The organism is Demequina salsinemoris, from assembly GCF_000974805.1.
GTDB classification, from domain to species: domain Bacteria; phylum Actinomycetota; class Actinomycetes; order Actinomycetales; family Demequinaceae; genus Demequina; species Demequina salsinemoris.
Map to the genome: position 1 here is coordinate 19679 of NZ_BBQZ01000006.1, position 26061 is coordinate 45739.

The following is a 26061-nucleotide window of genomic DNA, read 5'->3' on the forward strand; positions in this document are numbered from 1 at the left end:
GTCAGCCCGCCAGCAGGGTCGGGATCTTGTCGAAGAGCTCGTTGGTGAACGCGATGGTCTCGGAGATCATCCAGTGGCCCGCGATGAACAGTGCGAGCGCGACGCCGATCGCCTTCGGGACGAAGGACAGCGTCACCTCCTGGATCTGCGTGACGGACTGGAACAGGGAGATCGCGAAGCCGACCACGAGCGCCGTGATGAGCAGGGGAGCGGAGAGCTTGGCCGCGAGGACGAGCGCGTCAAGGCCGATGTCGAGGACCGCGTTGGTGTTCATCAGCCGTAGCTCCCGATCAGTGAGGTGATGATCAGCGTCCAGCCGTCGACCAGCACGAACAGCAGCAGCTTGAACGGCAGCGACACCATGACGGGCGGGAGCATCATCATGCCCATCGACATCAGCGCTCCCGAGACGACCAGGTCGATCACGAGGAACGGGATGAAGATGACGAAGGCGATGATGAAGGCGGCCCGCAGCTCGGACAGCATGAACGCCGGCATGAGCGTCGTCATCGAGACCTCGTCGCGCGAGGCGGGGTTCTCCGCGTCGGCCGCGCGGGTCATGAGGGCGATGTCGGACTCGCGGGTGTTGTCGAGCATGAACTCGCGCAGCGGGACGACGCCCTCGTCCACGGCCTCGGTGAACGTGAGGTCACCCGCCAGGTAGGGCTGGACGCCCAACTCGTTGACCTCGCCCAGCACGGGGCTCATCACGAACAGCGACAGGAACAGCGCGAGTCCCGCGAGGACCTGCGTGGGCGGGGTGCCCTGGAGGCCGAGCGCGTTGCGGGTCATGGCGAGCACCACGAAGATCTTCGTGAAGCTCGTGGTCATGAGCAGCAGCGACGGCGCGACCGAGAGCAGCGTGATCGCGATGAGGACGACGATCGAGCTCGAGGGGGTGCCGTCGACGCCGTAGACGTCGACCGAGACCCCGGTGTCAGCGACGGCGGGGGCCGTGGGATCGGTGGGGGCGACAGGGTCCGTGGGTTCGGCGTGCGCGATGCCTCCGAGGCCGACGACGAGGAAGGCGGTGAGGAGCAGCGCAGCGGCCACCGAGATCCGTCGTGCGAGAGACGACCGGGTCCCGGAAGGTGCGGGGATCATGGACGACGAACGGTCCGTTCTTGCACCGTCGCCACCGCCTGGCGCCATGTTGCGGGCGCGAGGATCGATCCTTCGAGGGGCGTACGGGGCCGTCGCGCGTCGGCCGTCCGGGCCGACGTCGAACGGTCAGGGGCGGGGGCGTCCGCGGCCACGGGCGACGCGCCGACGACGCGCAGCTGTGACAGGGGGACGTCCCGATCGGCGAAGGCCGCGAGGTCGAGGTCGTCAAGATCGACGTCGACACGCTCCTCACCGGACGTGGTGGCGGGATCCTCGGGGATCTCGCCCGCATCGTGAAGCAGGGTGATGCCCTGGTCGGTGTAGCCGACCACGAGGCGACGGCCGGAGGCCTCGACCATGGCGATCCCCGAGCGGCGACCGAGCTGCTGGCGACCGACGATCGCCAGGCCCTCGCGACGCCGCGCGCCCGCGGTGGCCCGCATGCGGCGGCTCAGCCACCACAGCAGACCGAGCACGGCGGCCAGGGAGAGGCCGACGCGCAGCACGAGCAGGAGGGTGTCCATGGTCAGTTGGACTCCTCGTCGGTGACGATCTCGGTGACGCGGATGCCGTACTCCTCGTCGACCACGACGACCTCGCCGCGGGCGACCAGGCGGCCGTTGACCATGACGTCGGCGGGGGCGCCGGTGCCGCGGTCGAGCTCGAGCACGGTGCCGGGCACCAGGTCGAGGACCTGACGCATGGGGAGGCGGGTGCGGCCGATCTCGGCGGTGAGCACGAGCTCGACGTCGCGCAGCATCCGCATGCGCGCGTTCTGGTCGACGGGCTTGGCGGGGGCCGGGGCCGACTCCGGGGTGGCCGGAGGGGTCTGGGTGCGGTTCACGCGGACGCGGATGCCGAACCATGCCTGGGGCGCGCCGTCGGCGTCGACCAGGACGAACGCGTCCGTGTCGGGGTCGGCGAGGGAGTCGCCGAGCGCCTCCTCGATCGCGGTGTCGAGCACGCCGGCGCCGAGCGTCGAGGCGGCGGCCTCCAGCGCGGGACGCAGGATGTCGGCTGCTGCGACGCCGGCGCCGGCGCCCGCGAGCGCCTCGGCGACAGCGTCCTGCGCGACGAGCACGAGGTCCGCGCTCGTGGAGCCGACGAAGTGCGCGCGGATCGACGGGGTGTCGGCGGCGGGCGCCTGGCCGGGGCCGAGCGGCACCGCGGTGAGCGGGGTCTCCGTGGGGAGCTGCTGGACGAGCAGCTCGGCCGCCTGCTGGGCGAGCGCGGCGGCGGGGGCGGTGGCGGTCATGCTTCCTCCTGGTTGGACACGACAAGACAGGCGACGCGGGTGCCGTTCGCACCGATGGCCGCGTGGGCGAGGACGGCGCCGTCGACGGTGACGTCGAGCGGGGTGCTCACGTTGTGGCGAAGCGGGATCACGGTCCCGACCTCGAGCGCGGTGATCTCGCCGGCGCTCATCTCGCGGGAGCCGAACCGCACCGAGACCGGAAGCGGCACGCCCTCCATGCGGGCGGTGAGCTGGCTCACGGCGAGGTCGTGGGCGCGCTGCTCCTCGAGCGTGCGCCCGCTCTTCTCGTCCGCGGACTTGAGCGCGGCGATCACGGGCTCGGCCATGATCATCAGGGTGAGGGGAGCCTCGATGTCGCCGACCGCCATGCGGAGATGGGCGATGAGCACGGGCTCCTTGGCGCCCGCGAGCTGCATGAAGCTCGGGCTGTAGCGCACGCCCTTGAGCGTGAAGCTCACGGGAGCGATCGAGCGCGCGGCGTTGCTGAGCTCGTTGCACCCGTAGGTGATCATGTCGCTCAGCAGGGTCCATTCGATCTCGGTGAGCTCGCGGAAGGGCATCCCGAGGTCGGCGGGCGGACCACCGAGCAGGCAGTCGACGAGCGTCATCGTGAGGCCGGTGGGGATCTCGAGCAGCGCGGGGGTGCGGCTGGGCTCGAACTGGAGGATGCTGCCGGTGGTCGCCGCGGGAAGCGTGTCGATGTACGCGTCGTAGCCCGTGAGCTCGAGGCTCTCGAGGTCGACGGTCGTGAGCACGCCGACCCGCGAGCTCAGCACCGTGCCCCATTGGCGCGCGAAGTTCTGCAGCGCGACCTCGAGGGCCCTCGTGTGCTCGCGGGTGAGCGTCATCGGCTGCGAGAAGTCGTACGGCTCGGGGTTGCCCGTGCCGCGTTCGCGTCGCGATCGTTCCGTTCCAGTCACGCCGCCCCATTCGTCCGGCGGGGTCGGCGCGTGAGAATTACATCGCGTGGAGCTCGTCCTCCGTGCCTGGAGTGTGACGAACGCCGCGCGATCAACGCGTGGTCGGGCGCGCGCCGGCGGGTGCGGGCCGCATCGTCCCTGGACGACCGCCCCGCACCGCGCTCAGCGTCAAGCGCTGCCGACTACTGGGTGACGAAGTCGGTGTAGTAGACCCCGATCACCTCGTCCTCATACAGTTCGCGGAGCGTCTCGCCTAGCTCCGTCTTGAGCTCCTCGCGGTACGCCTCGTCCGCGAGGTCGTCGACGGTCTGCCCCGAGAAGAGCGCGATCGCGGCGTCGAGCGCCATGGCCTCGCCGACCTCCTCGGCGACATCGGCGGAGAGCTGGAGGCCGAGCCCGAGGCGGAGGTAGTGGCCGTCGGCCAGGTTGATCGAGATCGACTCGACCACCTGGACCGCGCCGGCCTCGGGAACCTCCTCGGCGGCCGCGGCCTCCTCAGCGGCGGCTGCGTCGGTCGCTGTCTCGTCACCGGACGAGGCGCCGGGTCCCATGAGGAACCAGTAGGCGCCCGCGACGATGATGACGACGAGCACGCCGATGATGATCGCGAGCAGGCGCTTGTTGCCGCCGCGGCCCTTGCCGCCGCCGTCCTCGCCCTTGCTGGGCTCGGGCTCGGGTGCCGCGGGCTGAGGGCGGGAGCCGATCTTGGGCTTGCCCGGCGCGATGATGCGCGGTTCCTGCTGGGTGGTCATAGCTCCCCCATCTCCTTGATGCGGAGCTCAGCCAGCTGTGACTGCAGCTCCTCGTGCGTGACGTTCCCTGCGTCGATCTCCTCCGAGATCTGGGCGATGAGGGCCCGGATCTCCTCGGACGACGGCGATTCGACGACGATCTCGACGCGCCGGTTGGCCTCGAGCGCCTCCTCGGAGTCGCCCTCCAGGAGCGGCCGCGCGTCGCCGTAGCCGGTCGCCGAGATCTGGTCCTCGGACACACCGCCCTTCTCGACGAACCTGCGCAGCACCGCGACCGCGCGGGCGGCCGACAGCTCCCAGTTCGTCGCGTACCTCGACGACGGCAGCAGGTTCGCGTGGCCCTCGATCGAGATCTGCCGGGTCTGCCTCTTGAGCGGACCCGAGAGCGTGCCGACGACCTTCTTCGCGCGGTCGGTCATGGCCGCGTCGTCCGCCGCGAAGAAGACCTTCGATCCGACCAGCCCGATCACGAGGCCGCGCTCGTCGATGAGGAACGACACGTTGGCGTCGAGCCCCTGGTCCGCGAGCTTGGCCTGCAGCTTCTTCTCGATCGCGGTGAGGTCCTCGTACTCGGCGGCGGCCTCGAGGTAGTTCGGGTCCACCTGGTCCGCGGTGTCCGTCCCATCCGAGGCGTCCTCGGAGTCGGATCCGCTCACCATCTCGGACGTGTCGTTGGCGACGGAGGAGAAGTCGGGCGACACCTGGAAGGCGTCGAGGCCGGTCAGCGCGCCCGTGGAGCCCGTGAGGACGACGGTCGCGTCCTTGCCGAAGCCGACCGCGAGGGACTCCTTGAGCGCCTCGAACTTCGCCTCGTCCACCTGCGACATCGCGTAGAGCACGATGAACAGCGCCACCAGCACGGTCATCATGTCGGCGTAGGACACGGCCCAGCGCTCGTGGTTCTCGTGCTCCTCCTCCTCGTGCTTGCGACTCATGCCGCCTCCTTGGCGGGCTTCTTCGCGGTCGGCACGAGGGCGCGCAGGCGCTGGCCCACCGAGCGCGGGTTCGCGCCGGCCTGGATCGCGAGGAGGCCCTCCATCGCCATCTCCATCTTCTGCGCCTCCATCTCGGAGATGCGCTTGATGCGCGCAGCGATGGGAAGCCAGATGAGGTTGGCGGACAGCAGGCCCCAGAGGGTCGCGACGAACGCGGAGGCGATCATGTGACCGAGGGTCGACGGCTCGTCGAGGTTCTCGAGGACGTGGACCAGCGACACGACGGTGCCGATGATGCCGATGGTCGGCGCGAAGCCGCCCATGTCGGTGAAGACCTTCGCGATCGCCTTGTCGTTGGCCTTCTTGCCGTCGATCTGCGCCTCCATGACGGCGCGCAGGTCCTCGGGGTCGGTGCCGTCGATCGCGGACTGCAGGCCGTCCTTGATGAAGTCGTCGTCGATCTCGCGGGTCGCGTCCTCGAGCGCGAGGAGTCCCTCACGACGGGCGCGGTCGGCGAGCTTGACGACGAGGTCGACGGTCTCGTGCGGGTCCTTCTCCTTGTACAGGAGGTAGCTGCCGAGGCTCGAGAACGCCCCGAGGAAGCCCTTGAGGGTCGTGGTCGCGAGACCGGCGCCGAGCGTGCCGCCGATGACGAGCATCATGGGCGCGGGCAGGACGACGGACATGGGGGTCGACCCCTCCATGAAGATGGAGGCGATGACCGCGCCGAACGCGAGGCCCAGACCGATCAGGGTTGCGACATCCATCAGTCGACCTCGGGCGTCACCGCGAGGCGCGGACGCGAGTCGATCCCGGTGACCGTGGCCACGGATCCGTGGGGCTCTGCGTCGGCCATCTCGATGGCGAGGGCGACGACACCCGCACGGTGCTCCTGCACGATGCGGGTGAGAGAGGCGAGGTCCTCGGCGACCAGCAGCTTGGTGCCGTCGACAAGGGTGACCACCGTGTCGGGCGTCGACTCGGCACGCTCGATGAGGTCCGGGTTGACGGCGAACGGGTGCCCGTTGAGGCGCGTCAAGGTAATCACGTTTCACCATCCCTGGCGGTTCTGCGGGCCCATCCGTGAGCCCGGTTACATGTCTCTCATCGGTCGCCGACCCTTCGATGTGAGCGAAGCACCCGGGCCCCGGGAGACGGAACGGTCACATCCGGTGGACACCGCATCGTCCCTGTGCCTGAACGCACCACGGCCCGCCGGGCAGGACCGGGACGGGGTCCTGCCGCGGCGGGCCGCGAGCGGTGGCGCGAAGGCGCCAACGGGCATTTAGCGCTTGAGGTTGACGAGCTCCTCGAGCACCGAGTCCGAGGTGGTGATGATGCGCGAGTTCGCCTGGAAGCCGCGCTGCGCGACGATGAGGTTCGTGAACTCGGCCGAGAGGTCCACGTTGGACATCTCGAGCGAGCCGCTCGTGAGCGTGCCGCGGCCGCCCGAGCCGGCGGTGCCGATCTGCGGGTCGCCCGAGTTCACGGTCGTGCTGTACAGCGAGTTGCCGGACTTCGACAGACCCGACGGGTTGGTGAAGCTCGCGAGCGCGATCTGGCCGACCGCCTGCTTGAGGCCGTTGGAGAACGAGCCCATGACGGTGCCGTCCGCGTTGACCGTGAACGACTGGAGCGAGCCCGCCGACTGGCCGTCCTGGTCCGAGGCCGCGAGGGTCTCGAGCTCGGCGTAGCCGGTGAGCGAGTTGAGGTCGAGCGTGATCGCCGAGGTGCCGACGGTCGCGTCCGCGGCCAGGGTCGGCAGCGTGACGGTGTTGATCGAGCCGTCGGTGTTGAAGGTGATCGATCCCGTGCCGGACGCGGTGGTGTCCGCGACGTCGGCCGCGATGTCCCAGCCCGCCGCGGTGCGCGTGAACTGGACGGTGAGCGCGTGGCTGCCACCGGCGGCGTCGTAGACGTCGATCTGGCGGGTGAGCACGTCGCCAACCGCGGCGTCGGTGGGCAGGTTGCCCTCGAACGAGGCCGTGGTGGTGGCGGCGGCGCCCATGAGGGTCGACACCGGGAGGGTGAGGTCGGTCAGCGCGGCGTTCGTGTCGACGGCGCCCGTCGCGTCGGCGGCCCAGCCCTGCACGAAGCCGCCGTCCGGCGTGACGAGGCGTCCGAGCGAGTCGAACGAGAACGCGCCGGCACGCGAGTACATCTCCTCGCCGCCCTTGTCGACCACGAAGAAGCCGTCGCCCGAGATCATCATGTCGGTCGACACGTTGGTCAGCTGCGCGGCACCCTGCTGGAAGTTGGTGCTGATGCCTGCGACCTTGACGCCCAGGCCGATCTGCGCGGGGTTCGTTCCACCCGCGGTGGCGGTCGCGGCGCCCGCGTTGGTGAGGACCTGCGAGAGCGTGTCCTGGAACTGGACCGACGAGGACTTGAAGCCCGCGGTGTTGACGTTGGCGATGTTGTTGCCCGTGACGTCGAGCATGGTCTGGTGCGCGCGCAGTCCGGAGATTCCGGCGAAGAGTGAGCGGAGCATGGTGTTCCTTCTTTCGGGTGTTCCGGACGACTACGCGTCGGTGGTCTCGGTGGTGGTGGAGTCGGTGGTGGAGTCGGTGTCGGTGGAGTCGGTCGCGGCGGCGGTCGCGTCGACCGACAGGACCTCGTCGAGGCTCACGTCGGTGCCGTCGATCGTGACGACGGGGACCGAGGCGGCGAAGTTGGCGGAGGTGGCCTCGCCGGTGACGACGTTGCCCTCGGAGTCGTAGTAGCTGACCTGCTTGCCGACCATCTCCGAGGCGGCCATCCGCATGGTGAGCGCGAACTGCTCCTGGATGGTCTCGGTCTGCGAGACGACCTGCTCCATCTGGGCCATGGCGACCTGCTGGGCCATCATCTCGTTGGTGTCCATGGGGTCGGACGGGTCCTGGTTGGTCAGCTGCGCGACGAGCAGGGTCATGAACGCCTCGGAGTCCAGGGTCTGGCTGCCGCTCGCCACCGAGGTGCCGGTGGTCAGCGCCGCCGTCGTGGTGAGGCTGCTGGTGGACACGTTCTCTACGGTCATGATCGCTCCTGTCAGATCATCAGGTCCACGCCGCCGGCGTGCGTGCCGGTCGTCATGGCGGAGGCGGGGGTGAGGGGCTGCGGTGCGTCGATGCGGACCGTGCTGGTGGGCTGCTGCGAGCCGCGGCGGCTGCCGAGTCCCGTGCCCTGGTCGGCGAGCTCGCCCTGGGGGCCCTGCTCCGTGCCGAGGTCGAGGTCGGCCGTGAGGCCGGTGGCGGCGAGGTCGCGACGCAGGTCGCCGAGCGCCTGCTTGAGCGCCTCGCGGGACGCGTCGGACGCGCCGAACAGCTGGAGGCTCACGCCGTCCTGCGTGATGTGCGCGACGACCTTGACGTGCCCGAAGGTCTCCGGGGTGACGGACAGCGTGAGGATGTGCTCGCCCTGCGGCAGCTGCTTGAGGTGCGTGAGCTGGCCGGTGAGCTGGGTCGCGAGGGGCGGCGCGGTCTGCGCGGCCGGGGTCGCGGGGGCCACGGACGATGCGGCGGTGGTCGCGGGCGTCACGGTGGCCGCGGGCGCGGCCACGGGCGTGCTCGACGCATCGACGGCTCCCACGCTCGCGGCGCGCTGGGTCGCGGGCCGGACCTCGGCCGCGGCCTGCGCGGGCGCGCTCGCGACCGCGGCGTCGTCCGCGACGTCGGCGGTGGCCGACATGGACGATGCGGGGGTCAGGTGAGCGGGTCGCTGCGGCATGGGCTCTCCCTCGGTGTCGGCGGGGTCTCCCGCCGTCTCGGAGAGAGACGCGGGGGCGGCGCCTCCCTCCGAGACGGATGTGACGGAGACGTTCTCGGTGGCGGTCGCCTTCGGTGCGGGCTGGGCGGCCGCGCCGGACGATGCGGTGGCGACCGGCGCCTGCGGGGCGGTGTCGACGGCCTCGGTCGGGGCGGGCTCGGCCTGGGTGTCGGCGGGCTCGGCCGCGACGGCCTGGACTGCGGCGGGCTGAGCCTGGACCGCGGCGGCCACGGCGGCCACGCCGGCGTCGGCAGGGGCGGTGAGCTGAGACGCCGTCGGCAGGGCTGCGAGCGGGGCCGTCGGCACGGTCTGATCGGCGGGCACCGTGGTGTCCTGAGCGTCGGTCGCGCTCACGTCCTGCGCCGCATCGTCCTGCGCGGACGTGTCCTCGGCGCCGGCCGCCTGCGCGTCGTCGGTGGCGTCGACGCGGTCCGCGTCCTTCGCGCCGGCCGAGTCGCCGGCGCGGTGGGCGTCGTCCTTGCGGGCGGCCTCGTTGCGGCGTGCGGCGTCCGCGCGGCGGTCGGCCGCGGCCTCACGGTGCGCCGCGTCCTGACGGCGGGAGGCGTCGGCGCGGGCGTCGGCCCGGTCGGTGCCGCTGGTCTGCTGGGCGCGGTCGGACGACTGCGTCGTCTGCCGTGCGGTCTCGAGCTCGCGGGCGAAGTCGGCGCCGTCCGAGGACGTGCGTGCGGTCTGGCCCGTGCCGGTGCTCGGGGTCGGCGTGGGAACCGCGGCGATCATGGTGCTCATCGGTACTCGTCCTCCTTGGTGGCGCGGCGCAGGGCCGCCTCGTCCAGGGCAAGCTGCTCCTCGGCGAGCTCCTCGGCGAGGATCTTCGCCGCGTGACGCTCTCCGAGCTTCTCGATCATGCTCACGCGCATCCGTGCCTCGCCCCAGGCCTGCGTGGCCGCGTCCGCCTTGGCGTTCGCGGTGTCGAGGGCGACGGTCAGGTGCGCGATGTGGGTGGCCGCGGCGACGCGCGTCGCGACGGCGGTGTGCCAGGCGCGGTCGGCGCCGGCGGACTGAGCGACGCGGGCGAGGCTCGCGTCGTCGAACGTGACCGACGCGAGGCGGTCGGTCGCGTCGGCGACGGCGACCTGCGCGGAGCGGCGGTGGCCGTTGGCGACCTCGAGCGAGGCGGCGGCGCTCTCCTCGACGAGGCGGCGAGCGCGGAGCAGGCCCTCGAGCGCGAACTTGCGAGCCATCATGCCACCCCCATCCGGGACACGAGCGCCTTGAGCGCGCTCCACGAGTCGTCCGAGGCGATGATCTGGTCGACGCTCTGACGCAGGAAGCCGTCGATCGCGTCGGCGTTCGCGACGGCGGCGTCGACAAGGCGGTTCGAGCCGGGCGCGTACGCGCCGACGTCGAGCAGGTCCTGCGCGCGCTGTCGTGCCGCGAGCACCTGGCGCAGCTGGAGCGCGAGCTGCTTCTGCTCGGCGCTCGTGACGCGGCCCGCGACGCGGGACACCGAGCCGAGGACGTCGATCGCGGGGTAGTGCCCGGCGACCGCGAGGTCGCGCGACAGGACCACGTGTCCGTCAAGGATCGAGCGGGCGGCGTCGGCGATGGGCTCGTTGTGGTCGTCACCGTCCACGAGAACCGTGTAGATGCCGGTGACGGAGCCGGTGTGGTCGGTCCCTGCGCGCTCGAGGAGCTGCGCGAGCATGCTGAACGTCGACGGCGGGTACCCGCGGGTCGCGGGCGGCTCGCCCACGGACAGGCCGATCTCGCGCTGCGCCATGGCGACTCGCGTGAGCGAGTCCATCATGAGCACCGCGTGCTTGCCGCGCGAGCGCAGGTCCTCCGCGATGCGGGTCGCGACGAAGGCGGCGCGCAGGCGCACCATCGCGGGCTGGTCCGAGGTGGCGACGACGACGACCGACCTGGCGAGGCCCTCGGGGCCCAGGTCGTCCTCGAGGAACTCGCGGACCTCGCGGCCGCGCTCGCCGATGAGGGCGATGACGCTGACCTCCGCGTCGGTGCCGCGGGCGATCATCGACAGCAGCGACGACTTGCCGACGCCGGAGCCGGCGAACAGTCCGATGCGCTGGCCGCGGCCGACGGTGACGAGCGTGTCGAGCGCGGAGACGCCGAGGCCGACGGGGGTGTCGACGCGGGCGCGCTGGAGGGCGTCGGGGGCGTCCGCGGAGACGGGCACGCGGGTCATCCCGGCGCCGACGAGCGGCCCCTTGCCGTCCATCGGACGGCCGAGCCCGTCGAGCACGCGGCCGAGCAGCTCGGGTCCGGCGGGAACGGTGAGGGGGCTTCCGGTCGCGCGAGCGTCCATGCCGACGCGCAGCCCGTGGACGCCTCCGAGCGGCATGCACCTGAGCGACCTCGGGGTGACCGCGACGACCTCCGCGACGGTGCCGGCCGCATCGTCGCTGTCGATCGCGACCAGGTCGCCGACGGCGCCGGGCAGGCCGACCACCTCGATCGACAGGCCGACGATGGACGACACCGAGCCGATCAGCTGGGGCGCGGCCGCCGTCGCCGCACGGGCGAGGCGCGCGGCGCCTGGCAGCGGCGCGGGACGGAGGTCGGTGAGCGCGGTCATGGTCAGTCCTCCTCCGAGAGCAGCGCGCGACGCGCGCGGTCGAGGGCGGAGGACAGGCGGGCGTCGAGCTCGCCGCCGTCGTAGTCGGTGACCGCGTCGCCGGGGTTCAGACGCGGGTCCGACACGAGGGCGACGCCCTCGGGCAGGACGACGTCGCCGTCAGAGAGGACGCGCTGCGCGTGCTCGAGGTCGGCGGGGTTGAGGCGGACGCGCGTCGCGTCGACCTCGTCGGGAAGGGTGAGCGCGCGTGCGAGCGCGTCGCGCGCCGAGCCGGGTCCGGGAACGGTCTCGCGGGCGAGCACCGCCTCGGCGAGCATGAGGGCCGCCTGGTGCAGGGCGCCCTCGGCGTCGTCGAGCACGGGGAGGGAGCGGCGCTCCCACTGGGTGGCCGCCTCGGTCAGCGCCGCGAGCGTCTGGCGCACGGCGGCGTCGCGCTGGGCCTCACGACGCTCGTGGTCGGCGGTGAGGCGCGCGCGCTCGGTGACGGCGGCCGCCGCGGCGGCGCGAGTGCCCGCGGCGTAGCCGGCGGCGTAGCCCGCAGCGTGACCGGAGGCCTTGGCGGCGTCGTTCGTGTCCGCGGCGGGCGCCGCGATGGCGCTCGGGACGAAGGCCGCGACGCGTGCGTCAAGCGACATACTCGTCCTCCCCGTCGCGGCTGATCATGATCTCGCCGGACTCCTCCAGTCCGCGGATGACCTGGACGACGCTCGAGCGCGCCTCCTCGACCATCGACATGCGCACGGGGCCGAGCATGTCGATCTCGTCCACGAGGTTGTCGCGAGCACGCTCAGACATGTTCCGCAGGATCTTGTCGCGCACGGCGTCCTCGGCACCCTTGAGTGCCGTGGCGAGCGTCATCGTCTCGACGCCGCGCATCACCATCTGGATCGCGCGGTCCTCGAGCAGCGTGATGTCGGAGAACACGAACATGAGCTGGCGGATCTGGTCTGCGAGGTCCGAGTCCTTCTCCGCGAGGCCCTCGAGGATGAGCTTCTCGGTCGCGGCGTCGGCCTTGTTGATGATCTCGACGAGCGGCTGCACGCCGCCAACCGCCGTCATCTCACGCGAGGTCAGGAGATTGGCCGCCTTGCGCTTGAGCTTGTCGGCGATGAGGTTGACCACGTCGGGAGACGCGCCGTCCATGAGGGCGATGCGGTGGGCCACGATCGCGCGGATGTCCGGAGCGAGGCCGGCCATGATCGCGGAGGCGTGCTCCGGCCGCAGGTGCGCGAGCACGAGGGCGATGGTCTGCGGGTGCTCACCGGTCAGCAGCGAGACCACCTGGCGCGCGTCGGCGTCCTTGAGGAACTCGAACGGCTGGACCTGGATGCGGCTCTCGAGGCGCGCGAGCACCTCGGCGGCCCCCTCCGGGCCGAGCATCTCCTCGAGCAGCTTCTTGGCGTAGGCCATGCCGCCCTCGGGGGCCATGCCTCCGCCGGCGTTGCGGCGGAACTCGTTGAGCACCTCTTTGAGGGTCTCGTCGTCGACGGACCGCATGCGGGTGATCTCGGTGGTGAGCTGGTCGATCTCGGCCTCGTCCATCTGGGCCATCACGCCTGCGGCCGGGCCCTTGCCCATCTGGATGAGCACGAGGGCGGCCTTCTGGGTGCCTGTCAGCATCGCGGGCATCAGCGGCGCTCCGAACTGATCCAGCCGCGCAGGACATCGGCCACCTCGGCCGGCTGCTCCTGGGCGAAGGCTGTGATCTCCTCGCGGATCGCGAGCGCGACCGTGTCGATGTCGGGGACGGGGGCGGCCTCGAGGGCTGCGAACATGTCGCCCTCGGCCTCCTGAGCGGCGGCGTCGATAAGGGCCTGCGAGCGCGCCTCGAGCGCCTCCTGGGCCCTGGCCTCGAGCTCCTCGACGGCCTCGAGGCTGAGCTGGACCCGCTCGTCCTTCTTCTTCTTGCGGCTGCGGACCATCAGCACGATCACGAGGATCAGGATCCCGAGCGCGAGGAGCGACCACTTCACGATCGAGACGATCATGCTCTGCGTGGCCGCGGCCTGCGCGGCCGCGGTGGCCTCGGAGATCGCGGCTGCGGCCTCGTCGGCCTGGCTCGTGTCGAAGGCCATCGAGGACACCGACAGGACGTCGCCGCGCGTCGCGTCGATGCCGGCGGCTGCCGCCACCATCGACTCGAGCGTCGCATCGTCCACGGCGACCGCCGCGTCGGCGTTCGTGACGACGGAGACCGACTGGCGGCTGACCGTGCCGGGCGCGTTCTCGGTGATCTCGGTGACCTTGTTGACCGCGTTGTTCTTGACCCACGACTGGTTGGTGTAGTCGCCGGGGCTCGCGGAGGCCGCGGGCACGGAGATGTTGTCGGGGCCGAGGACGCCGGTCTCGGTGCTCGAGCTCGTGCCGGAGTACTGCTCGACCGTGCCGGACTCGCTGAGCGGCTGGGCGCTCGGGTCGGAGCTGAAGGTCTCGCTCGTCGTCTGCGTCTCGTCGTAGTCGAGCTCGGCGGTCACCGACACGACCGCGTTGCCCTCGCCGAGGATCTGATCGAGCATCGTCTGCACGTTGGAGGCGATGCGCGTCTCGTAGTCCGCGGTCGCGCTGGCCTGAAGCAGGGTCGAGTCCTCGGCGCCCACGGTCGAGAGCACGTTGCCGTCGGCATCGATGACGGCGACGTCCTCGGCGGCCATGCCGTCGATCGAGGCGGAGACCAGGTTCGCGATCGCCTGGACGTTCTGGGTGCCGAGCGAGGCGCCGGCCGAGGTCTCGACGAAGACCGACGCGGTGGGCGCGGCCTGCTCGTCGGAGAACACGGTCTCCTCGGGCAGCGCGAGCTTCACCGAGGCCGTCTCGACGCCGTTCATCGCCTCGATCGTCTGGGCGAGCTCGCCCTCGAGGGCGCGCTGGTACGTCACCTGCTGCTGGAACTCGGAGCTCGTCATCGACATGTTGTCGAGCAGGTCGTAGCCGACAGCGGAGGTGGTGGTGAGGCCCGCCGAGGCGACCGCGAGGCGCGTGTCGTAGAGCTGGTCCTCGGGCACGAGGATCGTGCCGCCGCCCGCCGTGAGCTGGTAGTTGACGCCGCTCGCGTCGAGCTGGCCGACGATCGCCGCGGCGTCCGTCGACGACAGGTTGGTGAACAGCGGCGCCATCGACGGCTTCGAGGACCACTGGAACACGGCGAATCCGCCGATCACGAGGATGACGCCGAGCATGCCGATGATGACCTTCTGGCCGAGCGACATCTCGCCTGCGGTCGTCTTGAACCGCTCCATGAGGCTGGTGACCTGCTTCGGCATGTCAGGCCTGCATGTTCATGATGTTGGTGAACGCCTCGACGGCCTTGTTCCTCACCGCGGACACGAGCTCGAGCGTGACGGCGGCCTCCGTCGCGGCGATCGTGTACTGGTGCACGTCCTCAAGGTCGCCGGTGACGGCCTGGACGGCGAGCGAGTCGGCGTTCGACTGAAGGCCCTGCACGTTCTCGACGGCCGACGCGAGCGAGCTCGCGAACGCGCCGTCCGACGCGGAGGTGCCGGCCGCGGCGGTGCTGCCCGCGGTCTCGCTCAGGTAGCCGGTGCCGCTGACGGCGCCGCTCGTGAGCGCGGAGACTGCCTCGATCGACATCAGCTACTTTCCAATCGTCAGTGCGGTGGTGTACATCTCCTTGGCCCGATCGACCACGGCGGCGTTGGCCTGGAAGCCGCGCTGCGCCATGATCAGCTGGGTCATCTGGCTCGTCATGTCGATGTCGGGGTAGCGCACGTAGCCCTCCTCGTCGGCGAGGGGGTTGGTGGGCTCGTAGACCATGCGGCCCTCGGCGTCGCCGTAGGCGGCGCCCGCGACGTAGACGCCGCCGCTGTCGCCGCCCTGGTTGTCCATGGACGAGGCGATGACGTAGCGCGCCTGGAAGGCGTCCTCATCGGTCGAGCGCACGGTGTTGACGTTCGCGAGGTTGTCCGAGACGGCGTCAAGCCACTTCCGGTACACGTTCATGCCGGAGCCGGCGATGCCGATCGCTGCGAAGGTACCCATCAGGCGTTCCCGATCGCCGAGCGGAGCGACTTGAACTCGGAGTTCATCGCCTGGGTCGCGACCTGATAGCGCAGGTTCGTGTCGATGTTGGAGATCGTCTCGGTGTCGAGGTTGACGTTGTTGCCGTCCTCGCGCGTCGGCTCGATCGAGAGTCCGACCGTGGCGGTCACGTCACCGGAGCCGCTCGCGACGGCGCTCTTCAGCGCGTCCTCGAACTGGACCTTGCGCGCCTGGAAGTTCGGCGTCTGCACATTGGCGATGTTGTCCGCGGTGGTGCGCTGGCGGAGCGAGAGCGCGTCGAGCGCTGAGGACATCGCATGAAAGCTGACGGAGCCGAACATAGGCACGGATCCCCTCTCAATGGTTCGGGTGGGGAGGCCGATCCGTGGCCAGGTCATCGAGCGATCCGTGCTCGAGTGCTCCATCGTCCGGGCCCCGGCCGGTTGAAGGGTTTGCGCGAGGAAATTCGGCGCCGAGTGACGAAGTTCACGCGCGCCGCACGCGTTGTCAGGATCGACATCGTGCTGCGCGCCCTCACGCGAGGAGGCCAGGAGAGCGTGCTCTCCTGGCCTCCTGGGCGTCGCGCGCGCGGCGCCTCCCGCATCGTCCCCGTGAGGCGGTCAGGCCTCGACGTTGATGAGCAGGCCGTCCTCGGCGTACGAGGGGATGCTCCCCGCGGACGCGGACGATGCCTGGGCGGCCTGGAGCAGGTCGGCGAGGCTCGAGCCGGACTTGAGCTCGGTGACGAGCGTGTCGGTGTCCATGTCGAGCGCCGCCGCGATCGAGCTCAGCGCATCCTGCTGCGCCGTCGTGAGTGACTCGCCGAGCGCGCCGGTCGATCCGGGCGGCGGCATGGACCCGCCCGGGCCGCCGAGGCCGGTCTGATTCACGAGGTTCGCGATCATCTCGTCGAAGTTGTCGGCGGACTGCATGTCCTCGGGGGCGCCGGCCGCGAGCGCCGCGGTCAGGTCGTCGACCGAGACGCCCTGCTCCTCAGCGAGGTCGGCGAGGCTCGAGCCGTCCTCGAGCGCGGAGATCACGTCGTCGACGTCCATCCCGAGCGCCTCGGCCGCGGTCTCGAGGTAGCCGCCCTCCTCTCCGGACGATGCCGGCGGAGGTGGCGGGGGCGGAGGCGCCTGGGCCCCCTGCGCTTGCGAGGTGGAGGACGTGGACTGCGAGGCGTAAAGCTCGGAGAGCGACAGCGCTCCCGAACCGACGGACGAGATCGACGACATGGGCCCTTCCTTCGTTCAACGGGACGGCATGGCCGCCGGCTCCGACGCGTGTCGGCTCCCGGCGGAGCACGCACGCGCAGGTCGACCGGCGGGGCCGATGCTTCACCTTGCGCGAAGAGTGCTCACGGGCCACATCGTCGCGACGCGAGGGTGAGAAAGGGATCTGCGGGAGTTCTCAGCGAACTCCCAGCATCGAGTGCCAGATTCCCGGCGAGGCGGGGAATGGACGATGCGGTGCGAGCCGGCGACGAGGGGTGCCGGGCGCGCGGCGCGGGTGGCCAGCGCGGGTCGGCGCTGGTCAGGCGGGAAGGTCGATGTAGACCGGTCGCGCCGCCTGCTCGGCCTTCATCCGCATGACCGCCCTGTGCTCGCGACGCGAGGCGCGTGCGGCATCGGCGAGCTGCTCCGACACCTCGATCTGGCGGGCGAGCAGCGTGCGCGCCCGCTCGATCATGCTCGCGGGCAGCGGCGGGAGCGGGGGAGGCGTCCATGGCTTGGCGCGCAGGGCCACGTCGCGGTGATTCGAGGCGAGGAGGCGCTCGGCCTCGGCGACGTCGATCTCAAGCTCCGCGAGCGTGCGCTCCCAGGCGTCGTGGAAGTCGACCTCGTCGCCGGTGCTCATGCGACGCCCAGGTCTCCGAGCACGCGCTCCGGCGAGGCCTCGGCGGCCTGACGGGCCGCCTTCTCCCACGCCTCGTGCAGCGGGGCCACGATCGCGGCGCAGGCCGCGACCTTGTCGGCGTCCCCGGCGATGTTGGCCTCGACGAGCGATGTCGTGAGGTACGTGTAGAGCGACATGAGCTGCTGGCCGCCCTCCCACGCGTCCACGTCGAGCGTGTTCGCGAGCTCCATCACGATGTCCTGCGCGTGGATGAGCTGGGTGTTGGCCTGGTCGCGCCGTCCCTCGCGCAGGGCGAGCTCGCCGCGCTCGAGGTCGCGCATCAGGCGGTCGTACAGCATGACCAGGAGGGTCGACGGGCTGGCCGTCGTGACGGCGCTGTCGACGTAGCGGTTGCGGGCGGCCGCGTATCCGTTCATGGGCGTGGCTCCTAGCTGTCGCTCGACGTCGAGAGCGACGAGATCATCTGCTCGATGTAGCTCTGCTGGGACTGGAGGGTGGCCAGGGCGGTCTCCATCGCGGTGAACTTCTGCTGCAGGACCTCCTCGCGCTTGGCGAGGCGATCGTCCCAGTCGGAGATCTTGTCCGTGTAGTCGTCGATCTTGGACTGCTCGCTGGTGATCTTGAGCGAGAGCGCGCCGGTCTTCGAGTCCGAGTACGACTCCGCGGCGGTCTGCAGGCGCTCGGCGAGGGCCTGCATGAACGTGGCCGTGCCGTCGGGGTCGGAGGTGAGAGCGTCGGCGAACGTGTCGGCGTCGAAGGTGAACGTGCCGTCCTCGCTGATCTCGATCCCGTACTGCGCGGGAGAGACGCCGTTGATCGCGTAGTAGCCGGCCTGGGAGATGGCCAGCTTGAGCGAACGGATGGTGGAGTCGCCGCCGAGCACACCCGCCGTGACGATGCTGTCACCGGAGGAGTTCTCGCCCTCGCCTGACTTCGTGTACTTCGTGATGTCGGCGAGGATCGCGTTGAGGTTCGTGACGAGGTCCTCGGCGAGGCTCGAGACGGACTCCGCGTTGGCGGCCACCGACACCGTCACCGACTCCCCCGCCGTGGCGGTGGATGACAGCGTGACGTCGACGCCCGTCATGAGGTCGGAGAAGGTGTTCGACGACTGGGTGTACGTGGTCGCCGCGGCCGTGCCCGCGTACAGGGTGATGCTCGCGTCCGCGGCGGTGGTGACGACGGTCGAGTCGAGGCGCGTGGCGGTGCCGCCCTCGATCGCGGCCTGGTCGCCCTCGTAGAGCGCGAAGGAGCCGTCGGTGCCGGTGTCCTCCGAGGTGAACTGGAGCCGATACGTCGGGCTCGCCCCGCCCGAGACCTGGACGGTCGTCGCGGTCACGCCCGCGTCGGACGCGTTGATCGCGGCGGCCATGTCGGCGAGGCTGTTGGAGGCGGGCGTGATGGTGACGTACGAGCCGTCGTTCTTGAGGAAGGTGAGCGTCGGCGGGTTCTCGGCGACCAGGTCCGCGCCGGTGAGCGCCGCTGCCGTCAGCGACACCTGGGAGGTGGCGACGGCGTCGACGGTGAAGGTGAGGGTGCCGGCGGAGGCGGTGGAGTCCGTCGACACGGAGACGCCGTCGGAGGACGAGGTCCCCGTGAAGCTGGACCAGCTCGTGGGATCCGCGGCGGTCTTGGCGGCGGTGGCGAGCGCTGCGGTCTTGGTGTTGATCGACTGGAGCGCCTCGAGCACGTCCTCGGCGTCGCTCTTCTTGGTCTCGAGCAGCGCCTGCGGCTGCGCCTCGATCTGCATGAGCGCGGTGATGATCGACGTCGTGTCGAGCCCCGAGATGATTCCGTCGATGCCGAGGGTCATGATCGCCCGCCTTCCATGATCGTGCAGTCAGTTGCGTCAGCAGTACGCCGACAGCGCCGGTCCGGCTGGTGAGAGCCGGACCGACGCTGTGCGGCGAACCGGTGGGCCGCCCCTGACCGGACCAGGGGCGGCCTTCCGGAATTACTGCAGGAGCGAGAGGACGCCCTGCGGGATGGACTTCGCCTGCGCGAGCATCGCGGTGCCGGCCTGCGAGAGGATCTGAGCCGACGTGAAGTCGACCATCTCCGACGCCATGTCGGTGTCGCGGATGCGGCTCTCCGACGCGGTCAGGTTCTCGATCTCGACGTTGACGTTCGAGATGGTGTGCTCGAAGCGGTTCTGGATCGCACCGAGGGCACCACGCTGGGTGGAGATCTCGGTGACGGCCGCCTGGAGCGTGTCCGAGTCGGTGATGTCGATCGCGGACATGGCGGTACCGGCGGTGAAGTCGGCGAGCGCGGTCGCGGAGTCGATCGAGATGACGTCCGAGCTCGAGTAGCCGGTCTGGAAGTCGAGGTCGGCGGCAGCACCGAACAGGGTCACACCGTTGAACGTGGTGTTGTCCTTGATTCGCGTGATCTCGGTCGACAGCGCGTCGAACTCGGCCTGCAGGGCGGCCTGCGAGTCGGTGTTCTGCGTGCCGTTGTTGTACTGAACGGCGAGGTCGTTCATGCGCTGCAGCATGTCGGTGACCTCGGTCAGCGCACCTTCAGCGGTCTGCGCGACCGAGATGCCGTCCTGAGCGTTGCGGACGGCGACCGTCAGGCCACCGATCTGCGAGCGCAGGCCCTCCGAGATGGAGAGGCCGGCAGCGTCGTCCGCCGCCTTGTTGATGCGGTAACCCGACGACAGCTTCTCGAGCGAGCTGTTGAGCGAGTTCTGCGTGGTGGAGAGGTTGCGGTAAGCGTTGAGCGCCGCGATGTTGTTGTTGACGGTGAGAGCCATGATGTTTTCCTCCGTGAATGTCGGCTCGGACGTGACCCCATCCGTGGGTTCACGCTGTCCCTATCGGGTCTTGCCGGGGTTTGTTGAGTTGTTCTGCAACCCGATTCGGGTTTCTTTCGAGTTCGCTCCCGCGAGCCCGAGAAGTCTGGTCAGGACGCGGCGCGGATGCCGGTCATCGCGTCGAGCGAGGGGGCGACCGCGGCGGCGCCGCGCGTCTCGGCGGCCCTCGCCGCGATCGCTGCGTAGTAGGCCTTGCGGCGGCGCTCGGCGACACCCTCGGCCGGGTCGACGACCGGCGCCTGGTCCTGCTCGAGGTTGGCGTTGAGCCCCTCCTTGAGCAGCGCGAGCGCCTCCGTGCGGAGCTGGCTGATGCGCGAGCGGGTGACGCCCATCTCCTCGGCGAGCTCGAGCACGGGACGGTCGTGGAAGAACAGCTGCTCGACGACGTAGCGGAGCTTGTCAGGCAGGCACGCGATACCGGCGTGCAGGTACTGCACGCGCTCGGCGCCGACGATCGCGTCGAGCGGGCCGGCGCCCTGCTCCACGACCATGTCGGCCACGGCGCCGTCGAACGCGTCGGACGAGAGGACGCGCGTCTCGCCATCCACGCGGGCGGCCTCGACCTCGTCGACCGAGACGCCGAGCGCCTGGGCGATCTCCACACGGGTGGGCGTGCGGCCGAGCTGGGCGGACAGCTTCTCGGCGGCCTCCGACGTCTCGCGGGCCCGGCGGCGGGCGCCGCGGGAGACCCAGTCCATCGAGCGCAGCTCGTCGACCAGCGCGCCGCGGATGCGGAGCGAGGCGTAGCGGGCGAAGGGGACGCCCTTGGACTCGTCGAAGGAACGCGCGGCGCGAACCAGCGCGAGGGCTCCGGCCGACATGAGGTCGGCGCGGGCGACGTGGGACGGGACCCGGGCGAGGACCTCGTTGACGTTGTAGCCGATCAGCGCGAGGTTCTCCTCCACCAGGGCATTGGAGGCGAGGTGCTGTGCGTTCATGGCCGGAATATTGACACCCGAGGCACCCACGTCAATATGAGGACGGTCACACACGGAAGTGAGAACGGACATTCACGGACATCGACCCGACCCAGGGATGTCCGATTCGCCTAGTGTTCGCTGTGGCGGATGCCATACGCCACCCACGGGTGTCCGTTTCTGAGCGACGCGCCGGAATTCTCAGAATTTGCTGTGTGAAGGTCGTCACACGCCTCGAACCAGGGGCGAGATCGGCCCTTCAGGGCTGTGGCGCGCGTCACTCCGAGCGTCCGGACGCACCGTTTCCGATACTGGGGGCAGGTCCTTGACGGATCTGGTTCACATCCGCGAGGTTTCGGACGATAGACACTCCAGAAGGGCCCACCGGCCCATGACGATGCGCCGACCGAGGCCCGACCCCCGGGCAGTCGGTCAGTAAGGAGCCTCATGTCCCTCGACGAGCTGTCCACGATCCTGTGGCGCGAGCGCGAGCTGCTCGAGACCCTGCTCTACCGCCTGGAGACCGAGGAGCTCATCCTCGCCGGCGGCCGGAGCCGCTGGGTCGGTCGCGCCTCGCGCGAGGTCGAGGCCGTGGTCGATCAGATCAGGGCCACGGACCTCGCCCGCGCGGTCGAGGCTGACGACGCGACCCGCGAGGTCGGCCTCCCCGAGGGCTCGAGCCTGCTCGAGCTCGCGAAGGCCGCCCCGTCCCCGTGGGACGAGATCCTTCGCAGCCACCACATCGCGCTGACCGACATCACCTCCCAGATCGCGACGCTGAGCCGCCTGAACCGCGACCTGCTCGCCGCGTCCGTCAAGGCCACGGAGGAGGCGCTGCTCGGCATCAACAGCTCGATGCAGACCTACACCGACAAGGGCAGCCCGGCGCAGAAGGCCGACATGGCGTACCTGCTGGACGAGGCGCTCTGATCATGACCAGCACCTTCTCGGGCCTCACCACCTCACTGTCGTCGCTCATCGCTCAGCGTCAGGGCCTCCAGGTCGCGGGCCAGAACATCGCGAACGCCAACACCGAGGGGTACACGCGCCAGCGTGCGAACCTCGAGTCCGTCTCCTCGGGCTCGGTCACCTCGCTGTGGTCCGGCACCGTCGGCACCGGCACGGGCGTCACCGTCTCCGGCATCGACCGGCTGAGCGACCAGTTCCTCGACGCGCGCCTGCGCACCCAGACCTCCAACGCGGCGAGCACTGAGACCTCCGCGAGCATCCTCGAATCCCTCGAGAGCGTGGTCGACGACCTTGCCGACACCGGCATCTCCAGCTCGCTCCAGGAGTTCTGGAACGCGTGGCAGGACGTCGCGAACTCCCCCGACTCGGAGCCGAACCGCACCGTGCTCCTCGGCACCGCGGAGAACCTCGCGACGCAGCTCGGCGACACGTACCGCTCGTTCGAGTCGCTGTGGGACCAGGGCCGCGCCGAGACCGACTCCTATGTATCCACGGTGAACTCGGCGGCCGCGTCGATCGCGGACCTCAACGAGCAGATCCGCGGCATCCTGACCAGCGGCGGGTCGGCGAGCGAGCTCCAGGACCAGCGCGACCTGCTCATCACGCAGCTCTCCGAGCTCGTCGGCGCGACCGCGAGCATCAAGGCCGACGGCACCGCGAACGTCATGATCGACGGGAACCTGCTCGTCCAGGGCAGCAAGGCCAACGAGATCCAGGTGACGGGCTCGTACGCGATGGCCGCGGCCACCGCCGAGCCGCCGTCGACCGATGCGGTCTCGCTCCAGTGGGCGAGCGGCATCGCGATCTCGCTGGACGGCGGCACGCTCGCCGGCACCCTGAGCGCGCTGCAGCCGACGTCGCTCGGCGGGTCGATCTCGAACGCCGTCGACGCTGTCAACACCCTGGCAACCACGGTCGCCACTCAGGTCAACGCGATCCACGCGACGGGCGCCGACCTCAACGGGGACCCGGCCACCGACTTCTTCACCTTCACCGCGGGAAGCCCGGCCGCGCTCGGGCTCACCGTGGCGATCACCGACCCCGCGCTCGTCGCCGCGGGCGACGGCGTCAGCGGGGACTACGACGGCTCGATCGCCGACGCGATCTCGCAGCTGAGCGCAGCGTCCGACGGCCCCGACGCCATCTGGCAGACCTTCGTCGTCGACCTCGGCGTCACGACGGCTGCCGCCCGCAGGCGCGCCGACGTGGCGGAGGCCACCCGCGCGACCGCCGAGAGCCAGCAGCTCAGCTACACGAGCGTGGACATCGACGAGGAGATGACGAACATGCTCGCGTACCAACGCGCCTATGAAGGTGCGTCCCGCGTCCTCACCGCGATGGACGAGATGCTCGATCAGCTCATCAACCGCACCGGACTGGTCGGGAGGTAAACCATGGTCAACCGCGTGACACAGCAGACGGTCCAGCGCTCGACGCTCTCCAACCTGCAGCTCAATCTCAGCAAGGTCTCGAACCTCCAGGCGCAGATGTCGTCCGGAAAGCGGATCACGAAGGCGTCGCAGGATCCTGCGGCGGCGAGCGGACTGCTCGCCCAGAAGGCCGAGAAGTCGGCCTCGACGCAGGCGCTCAGGAACGCCCAGGACGGCGAGTCCTGGCTCAACCTCACCGACACGACGCTCCAGCAGTCCGTCTCCGTGCTGCAGCGAGCGCGCGACCTCACGGTCCAGGCGGTGAACGGAGGCGCCAACGACACCTCCCGCGAGGCGATCGCCACCGAGCTCGAGGGTCTGCGTGACTCCCTGCTCGACCTCGCCAACACGACGTACAACGGTCGCTCGATCTTCTCGGGCACCTCGTCGGCGGACGCCGCGTTCGAGGACGCATCCGGCGGCTACGCCTGGAACGGCGTCGCCGGGGCCCGGGTCACCCGCCGCATCGGCGAGGACGCCACGGTCCAGGTCGACTCCGACGGCTCGGCCGCGTTCGGCAACGGTGCGACCTCGGTCTTCCAGCTGCTCGACGACATCGCCGCGGACGTCCGTGCGGGCACCAATGTCACGGGCCGGCTCGACGAGATCGACGCCGTCCAGAACAACATGCTCATCTCGCTGTCCGACGTGGGCGTGCGCACCAAGCAGATCACCGACGTTCAGGACAAGCTCGCGCTGACGATCCAGAACCTCACCTCGAGCATCTCCGACAGCGAGGACATCGACCTCGCGGCGACCGTGCTCGAGCTGTCGATGCAGCAGGTCGCCTACGAGGGCGCGCTCGGCGCGGCCTCCAACGTGCTTCAGCCAACCCTGATGGATTACCTCTCATGACGACGATCGCCGTAGCCCTCGACCCCGCTCGCGCCACCCTGCACGAGCTCCCGGACGTGCTCACCTTCATCGAGTCGCCCCCCGGGATGGCTCCGCTCACCACCTTCCGGCTCGCATGCATCGACGAGTTCGGCTACCTCTTCACCCTGCGCAGCGCGCAGAAGGACGGCGTCCGTCTGTTCGCGGTGTCCCCGAGCGTCTACTTCCCCGGCTACGGCCCCCTGGTCTCGCGCGAGGTGCGCGACGCGCTCGGCATGGCCGACGACACGGAGCCGACGCTCCTCGCGATCGTCAACCCGGGCGAGAACCGCGCGACGACCGTCAACCTGCTCGCGCCGATCGTCGTCGACCCGACGACGGGCAACGCGGCGCAGGTCGTGCTCGACGGTCACGAGTGGCCGCTGCGCGCCCCGCTCGTCGCGGCCTGACCGCGCTCGACACCCGCGCTCGCCCACCCCTCCTGCGCACCGCCGCTGAGGGTCTGAACCAATCCGCACCGCGACACGCCGGCGACGCGCCGCATCGTCCCGCGACACGCTCGCGTGGCGGCAGCGAGATCGGTTCAGACTGTCGGTGAGATTGGTTCGGACTGTCTGAACAGAGGCCAGCGACCCGTCTCACGAGGGGTCGGCGACCCCCGCATCGTCCCTTCCGGCCTGACACCTGCTGTGGAGGGGTACCTCGTCGGCGGCTGACCTCACGTTACGATTCACGCATGGGTGTGCTGGATCGCTTCGAGAAGGGCGTCGAGAACGTGATGCAGAACGCGTTCGCGAAGACGTTCCGTTCGGGCATCAAGCCGGTCGAGCTCGCGGCCGCGCTCAAGCGCGAGTGCGACAACCGCGCCGCTGCCGTTGACCGCGGACGCACCGTCGCCCCCAACGAGTACGTGCTGACGCTCAGCCCCACCGACCACGAGACCGTGGTGAGCTGGGGCGACGAGGCCCTCGCGCACGAGCTCGAGGAGGCCGTGCAGGAGCACGCCTCCCGCCAGGCCTACAGCCTCGTCGGCTCGGTGACGGTGTCGTTCTCCGAGGACGAGTCGCTCGCCACCGGTCGCTACGCCGTGAGCTCGCGCACCACGCGCGGCCCGGTCGCTCCCGCGACCACGCGCAACCCCCAGTCCCGGTACCCGCTCCTCGACGTCGACGGCCAGCGCTACTACCTGACGGGCGCATCGACCGTGATGGGGCGCGGGGGCGACGCGGACATCGTGGTCGACGACACGGGCGTGAGCCGCGCGCACGTGCGGCTCGAGGTGACCGAGCACGGCACGATCCTCACGGACCTGGGCTCCACGAACGGCACGTTCGTCGAGGACCAGCGCGTGAAGGAGGCCACGCTGCTCGACGGCAACGTCATCACGATCGGCCGCACCTCGATCATGTACTGGGACGCGGTCCCCAGCGATGAGGACGTCTGAGTCGATGAGCCAGCTGTCCATCACCCTCCTGCGCCTGGGATTCCTCCTCCTCCTGTGGTCGCTCGTGCTCACCGCGATCGCGGTGCTGCGCTCCGACCTCTACGGCACCAGGGTGGTCACGCGCGGCCGCGGCCGCACCGCCAAGCGCAGGGACGATGCGCGCGCTCAGAAGAGCGCGGCCCCCGCCCGTGCGGGCACGGGCGTGCGCACGGGCGCCGTCTCGCCCAAGGAGCGCGCCGCCGCCCACCTCGCGGTCACGGCGGGGCCGCTCAAGGGCGCGACCGTCCCCCTCGGATCGGCGCCGATCCTCGTGGGACGCGCGGCCATGTGCACGCTGGTCATCGAGGACGACTACTGCTCGTCGCGCCACTGCCGCATCTTCCCCGAGGACGGCATCTGGAAGGTCGAGGACCTCGGCTCGACCAACGGCACCTTCATCGGCAATCAGCGCGTCGACGACCCCGTCCCCTTCCGCCCCGGCGACGTCATCCGCATCGGCGCGACGACCCTCGAGCTCAGGAGCTGAGGC

At 70.3% G+C, this 26061-nt stretch carries 32 protein-coding genes; 6 read left to right on the forward strand and 26 right to left on the reverse strand.

What is annotated here, in order from left to right:
* Position 1: 1 nt before the first annotated feature.
* The 26 genes from fliQ to AOP78_RS11735 all read right to left on the reverse strand — a co-directional run bounded on the left by fliQ (position 2) and on the right by AOP78_RS11735 (position 20876).
* On the reverse strand, positions 2-274 hold the full coding sequence (gene fliQ, locus AOP78_RS11610; RefSeq protein ID WP_062204791.1) for a flagellar biosynthesis protein FliQ: 273 nt from the start codon (positions 272-274) through the stop codon (positions 2-4).
* Positions 274-1104: a flagellar type III secretion system pore protein FliP gene (gene fliP, locus AOP78_RS11615; RefSeq protein ID WP_062204793.1), complete on the reverse strand. Its 831-nt coding sequence runs from the start codon at positions 1102-1104 to the stop codon at positions 274-276. Before fliP ends, fliQ begins: the two co-directional genes overlap by 1 nt.
* A complete protein-coding gene (locus tag AOP78_RS11620; RefSeq protein WP_062204796.1) occupies positions 1101-1628 on the reverse strand; it encodes a FliO/MopB family protein in 528 nt (175 codons plus the stop codon). The genes fliP and AOP78_RS11620 overlap by 4 nt, the downstream gene beginning before the upstream one ends.
* Before the next feature lie 2 nt (positions 1629-1630).
* A complete protein-coding gene (fliN, locus tag AOP78_RS11625) occupies positions 1631-2359 on the reverse strand; it encodes a flagellar motor switch protein FliN (RefSeq protein WP_062204800.1) in 729 nt (242 codons plus the stop codon).
* The gene (locus AOP78_RS11630; RefSeq protein WP_062204803.1) at positions 2356-3279 is read right to left on the reverse strand and encodes a flagellar motor switch protein FliM; all 924 of its coding nucleotides are present in this window, start codon (positions 3277-3279) and stop codon (positions 2356-2358) included. The genes fliN and AOP78_RS11630 overlap by 4 nt, the downstream gene beginning before the upstream one ends.
* Before the next feature lie 182 nt (positions 3280-3461).
* A complete protein-coding gene (locus AOP78_RS11635; RefSeq protein WP_062204806.1) occupies positions 3462-4031 on the reverse strand; it encodes a flagellar basal body-associated FliL family protein in 570 nt (189 codons plus the stop codon).
* A complete protein-coding gene (locus tag AOP78_RS11640) occupies positions 4028-4966 on the reverse strand; it encodes an OmpA/MotB family protein (protein ID WP_062204810.1) in 939 nt (312 codons plus the stop codon). Before AOP78_RS11640 ends, AOP78_RS11635 begins: the two co-directional genes overlap by 4 nt.
* A complete protein-coding gene (locus AOP78_RS11645; protein ID WP_062204813.1) occupies positions 4963-5733 on the reverse strand; it encodes a flagellar motor protein in 771 nt (256 codons plus the stop codon). Before AOP78_RS11645 ends, AOP78_RS11640 begins: the two co-directional genes overlap by 4 nt.
* Positions 5733-6014 carry a flagellar FlbD family protein gene (locus AOP78_RS11650; protein WP_062204815.1) on the reverse strand — a complete coding sequence of 94 codons (282 nt, stop codon included), beginning with the start codon at positions 6012-6014 and terminating at the stop codon, positions 5733-5735. Before AOP78_RS11650 ends, AOP78_RS11645 begins: the two co-directional genes overlap by 1 nt.
* A gap of 237 nt (positions 6015-6251) precedes the next feature.
* Positions 6252-7457 (reverse strand): flagellar hook protein FlgE, encoded by a 1206-nt coding sequence (locus AOP78_RS11655; RefSeq protein ID WP_062204819.1) that lies wholly within the window; start codon positions 7455-7457, stop codon positions 6252-6254.
* Positions 7458-7487: 30 nt separating this feature from the next.
* Complete coding sequence (locus AOP78_RS11660; protein ID WP_062204821.1) at positions 7488-7982, reverse strand: flagellar hook assembly protein FlgD; 495 nt, start codon at positions 7980-7982, stop codon at positions 7488-7490.
* Positions 7983-7993: 11 nt separating this feature from the next.
* The gene (locus AOP78_RS11665) at positions 7994-9457 is read right to left on the reverse strand and encodes a flagellar hook-length control protein FliK (protein WP_062204825.1); all 1464 of its coding nucleotides are present in this window, start codon (positions 9455-9457) and stop codon (positions 7994-7996) included.
* Positions 9454-9915: a flagellar FliJ family protein gene (locus tag AOP78_RS11670; protein ID WP_083980080.1), complete on the reverse strand. Its 462-nt coding sequence runs from the start codon at positions 9913-9915 to the stop codon at positions 9454-9456. The genes AOP78_RS11665 and AOP78_RS11670 overlap by 4 nt, the downstream gene beginning before the upstream one ends.
* Positions 9912-11267, reverse strand: a complete 1356-nt coding sequence (locus AOP78_RS11675; protein WP_062204830.1) for a FliI/YscN family ATPase — start codon at positions 11265-11267, stop codon at positions 9912-9914. Before AOP78_RS11675 ends, AOP78_RS11670 begins: the two co-directional genes overlap by 4 nt.
* Before the next feature lie 2 nt (positions 11268-11269).
* The gene (locus tag AOP78_RS11680) at positions 11270-11902 is read right to left on the reverse strand and encodes a FliH/SctL family protein (protein WP_062204833.1); all 633 of its coding nucleotides are present in this window, start codon (positions 11900-11902) and stop codon (positions 11270-11272) included.
* A complete protein-coding gene (gene fliG / locus AOP78_RS11685; protein ID WP_062204836.1) occupies positions 11892-12896 on the reverse strand; it encodes a flagellar motor switch protein FliG in 1005 nt (334 codons plus the stop codon). Before fliG ends, AOP78_RS11680 begins: the two co-directional genes overlap by 11 nt.
* Entirely contained in the window at positions 12896-14527 is a 1632-nt protein-coding gene (gene fliF / locus AOP78_RS11690) for a flagellar basal-body MS-ring/collar protein FliF (protein ID WP_062204840.1), read from the reverse strand. The genes fliG and fliF overlap by 1 nt, the downstream gene beginning before the upstream one ends.
* Position 14528: 1 nt before the next feature.
* Entirely contained in the window at positions 14529-14855 is a 327-nt protein-coding gene (fliE, locus tag AOP78_RS11695; protein ID WP_062204841.1) for a flagellar hook-basal body complex protein FliE, read from the reverse strand.
* 3 nt (positions 14856-14858) lie between these two features.
* On the reverse strand, positions 14859-15263 hold the full coding sequence (gene flgC / locus AOP78_RS11700) for a flagellar basal body rod protein FlgC (RefSeq protein WP_062204844.1): 405 nt from the start codon (positions 15261-15263) through the stop codon (positions 14859-14861).
* Complete coding sequence (locus AOP78_RS11705) at positions 15263-15604, reverse strand: flagellar basal body rod protein FlgB (protein WP_062204847.1); 342 nt, start codon at positions 15602-15604, stop codon at positions 15263-15265. Before AOP78_RS11705 ends, flgC begins: the two co-directional genes overlap by 1 nt.
* Positions 15605-15883: 279 nt before the next feature.
* Positions 15884-16498 carry a hypothetical protein gene (locus AOP78_RS11710; protein WP_062204849.1) on the reverse strand — a complete coding sequence of 205 codons (615 nt, stop codon included), beginning with the start codon at positions 16496-16498 and terminating at the stop codon, positions 15884-15886.
* A gap of 298 nt (positions 16499-16796) precedes the next feature.
* On the reverse strand, positions 16797-17120 hold the full coding sequence (locus AOP78_RS11715) for a hypothetical protein (RefSeq protein ID WP_062204852.1): 324 nt from the start codon (positions 17118-17120) through the stop codon (positions 16797-16799).
* Entirely contained in the window at positions 17117-17536 is a 420-nt protein-coding gene (gene fliS, locus AOP78_RS11720; protein WP_062204854.1) for a flagellar export chaperone FliS, read from the reverse strand. The genes AOP78_RS11715 and fliS overlap by 4 nt, the downstream gene beginning before the upstream one ends.
* Positions 17537-17547: 11 nt before the next feature.
* Positions 17548-18933 (reverse strand): flagellar filament capping protein FliD, encoded by a 1386-nt coding sequence (gene fliD / locus AOP78_RS11725; protein ID WP_062204860.1) that lies wholly within the window; start codon positions 18931-18933, stop codon positions 17548-17550.
* A gap of 141 nt (positions 18934-19074) precedes the next feature.
* Positions 19075-19878, reverse strand: a complete 804-nt coding sequence (locus AOP78_RS11730; protein WP_062204862.1) for a flagellin N-terminal helical domain-containing protein — start codon at positions 19876-19878, stop codon at positions 19075-19077.
* Between the two features lie 149 nt (positions 19879-20027).
* Positions 20028-20876, reverse strand: a complete 849-nt coding sequence (locus AOP78_RS11735) for a sigma-70 family RNA polymerase sigma factor (protein WP_062204866.1) — start codon at positions 20874-20876, stop codon at positions 20028-20030.
* 426 nt (positions 20877-21302) lie between these two features.
* Between AOP78_RS11735 and AOP78_RS11740 the strand changes: the two genes are divergently transcribed.
* The 6 genes from AOP78_RS11740 (at position 21303) to AOP78_RS11765 (ending at position 26058) form a co-directional block, all read left to right on the forward strand.
* Complete coding sequence (locus AOP78_RS11740) at positions 21303-21785, forward strand: flagellar protein FlgN (RefSeq protein WP_062204869.1); 483 nt, start codon at positions 21303-21305, stop codon at positions 21783-21785.
* Positions 21786-21787: 2 nt separating this feature from the next.
* Positions 21788-23215: a flagellar hook-associated protein FlgK gene (flgK, locus tag AOP78_RS11745; RefSeq protein ID WP_062204872.1), complete on the forward strand. Its 1428-nt coding sequence runs from the start codon at positions 21788-21790 to the stop codon at positions 23213-23215.
* 15 nt (positions 23216-23230) lie between these two features.
* Positions 23231-24109 carry a flagellar hook-associated protein FlgL gene (gene flgL, locus AOP78_RS11750; RefSeq protein ID WP_236685375.1) on the forward strand — a complete coding sequence of 293 codons (879 nt, stop codon included), beginning with the start codon at positions 23231-23233 and terminating at the stop codon, positions 24107-24109.
* Positions 24106-24537, forward strand: a complete 432-nt coding sequence (gene fliW, locus AOP78_RS11755) for a flagellar assembly protein FliW (RefSeq protein WP_062204877.1) — start codon at positions 24106-24108, stop codon at positions 24535-24537. The genes flgL and fliW overlap by 4 nt, the downstream gene beginning before the upstream one ends.
* Positions 24538-24824: 287 nt before the next feature.
* Entirely contained in the window at positions 24825-25532 is a 708-nt protein-coding gene (locus tag AOP78_RS11760; protein ID WP_062204881.1) for an FHA domain-containing protein, read from the forward strand.
* Positions 25533-25536: 4 nt separating this feature from the next.
* On the forward strand, positions 25537-26058 hold the full coding sequence (locus AOP78_RS11765) for an FHA domain-containing protein FhaB/FipA (RefSeq protein WP_062204883.1): 522 nt from the start codon (positions 25537-25539) through the stop codon (positions 26056-26058).
* The last annotated feature ends 3 nt before the right edge of the window (positions 26059-26061 follow it).

Coding starts and splice junctions, on each gene's coding strand:
- fliQ (WP_062204791.1), bottom strand. CDS start 274: ATGAACACCAACGCGGTCCTCGACATCGGCCTTGACGCGCTCGTCCTC.
- fliP (WP_062204793.1), bottom strand. CDS start 1,104: ATGATCCCCGCACCTTCCGGGACCCGGTCGTCTCTCGCACGACGGATC.
- AOP78_RS11620 (WP_062204796.1), bottom strand. CDS start 1,628: ATGGACACCCTCCTGCTCGTGCTGCGCGTCGGCCTCTCCCTGGCCGCC.
- fliN (WP_062204800.1), bottom strand. CDS start 2,359: ATGACCGCCACCGCCCCCGCCGCCGCGCTCGCCCAGCAGGCGGCCGAG.
- AOP78_RS11635 (WP_062204806.1), bottom strand. CDS start 4,031: ATGACCACCCAGCAGGAACCGCGCATCATCGCGCCGGGCAAGCCCAAG.
- AOP78_RS11640 (WP_062204810.1), bottom strand. CDS start 4,966: ATGAGTCGCAAGCACGAGGAGGAGGAGCACGAGAACCACGAGCGCTGG.
- AOP78_RS11645 (WP_062204813.1), bottom strand. CDS start 5,733: ATGGATGTCGCAACCCTGATCGGTCTGGGCCTCGCGTTCGGCGCGGTC.
- AOP78_RS11655 (WP_062204819.1), bottom strand. CDS start 7,457: ATGCTCCGCTCACTCTTCGCCGGAATCTCCGGACTGCGCGCGCACCAG.
- AOP78_RS11660 (WP_062204821.1), bottom strand. CDS start 7,982: ATGACCGTAGAGAACGTGTCCACCAGCAGCCTCACCACGACGGCGGCG.
- AOP78_RS11665 (WP_062204825.1), bottom strand. CDS start 9,457: ATGAGCACCATGATCGCCGCGGTTCCCACGCCGACCCCGAGCACCGGC.
- AOP78_RS11670 (WP_083980080.1), bottom strand. CDS start 9,915: ATGATGGCTCGCAAGTTCGCGCTCGAGGGCCTGCTCCGCGCTCGCCGC.
- AOP78_RS11675 (WP_062204830.1), bottom strand. CDS start 11,267: ATGACCGCGCTCACCGACCTCCGTCCCGCGCCGCTGCCAGGCGCCGCG.
- AOP78_RS11680 (WP_062204833.1), bottom strand. CDS start 11,902: ATGTCGCTTGACGCACGCGTCGCGGCCTTCGTCCCGAGCGCCATCGCG.
- fliG (WP_062204836.1), bottom strand. CDS start 12,896: ATGCCCGCGATGCTGACAGGCACCCAGAAGGCCGCCCTCGTGCTCATC.
- fliF (WP_062204840.1), bottom strand. CDS start 14,527: ATGCCGAAGCAGGTCACCAGCCTCATGGAGCGGTTCAAGACGACCGCA.
- fliE (WP_062204841.1), bottom strand. CDS start 14,855: ATGTCGATCGAGGCAGTCTCCGCGCTCACGAGCGGCGCCGTCAGCGGC.
- flgC (WP_062204844.1), bottom strand. CDS start 15,263: ATGGGTACCTTCGCAGCGATCGGCATCGCCGGCTCCGGCATGAACGTG.
- AOP78_RS11705 (WP_062204847.1), bottom strand. CDS start 15,604: ATGTTCGGCTCCGTCAGCTTTCATGCGATGTCCTCAGCGCTCGACGCG.
- AOP78_RS11710 (WP_062204849.1), bottom strand. CDS start 16,498: ATGTCGTCGATCTCGTCCGTCGGTTCGGGAGCGCTGTCGCTCTCCGAG.
- AOP78_RS11715 (WP_062204852.1), bottom strand. CDS start 17,120: ATGAGCACCGGCGACGAGGTCGACTTCCACGACGCCTGGGAGCGCACG.
- fliS (WP_062204854.1), bottom strand. CDS start 17,536: ATGAACGGATACGCGGCCGCCCGCAACCGCTACGTCGACAGCGCCGTC.
- fliD (WP_062204860.1), bottom strand. CDS start 18,933: ATGACCCTCGGCATCGACGGAATCATCTCGGGGCTCGACACGACGTCG.
- AOP78_RS11730 (WP_062204862.1), bottom strand. CDS start 19,878: ATGGCTCTCACCGTCAACAACAACATCGCGGCGCTCAACGCTTACCGC.
- AOP78_RS11735 (WP_062204866.1), bottom strand. CDS start 20,876: ATGAACGCACAGCACCTCGCCTCCAATGCCCTGGTGGAGGAGAACCTC.
- AOP78_RS11740 (WP_062204869.1), top strand. CDS start 21,303: ATGTCCCTCGACGAGCTGTCCACGATCCTGTGGCGCGAGCGCGAGCTG.
- flgK (WP_062204872.1), top strand. CDS start 21,788: ATGACCAGCACCTTCTCGGGCCTCACCACCTCACTGTCGTCGCTCATC.
- fliW (WP_062204877.1), top strand. CDS start 24,106: ATGACGACGATCGCCGTAGCCCTCGACCCCGCTCGCGCCACCCTGCAC.
- AOP78_RS11760 (WP_062204881.1), top strand. CDS start 24,825: ATGGGTGTGCTGGATCGCTTCGAGAAGGGCGTCGAGAACGTGATGCAG.
- AOP78_RS11765 (WP_062204883.1), top strand. CDS start 25,537: ATGAGCCAGCTGTCCATCACCCTCCTGCGCCTGGGATTCCTCCTCCTC.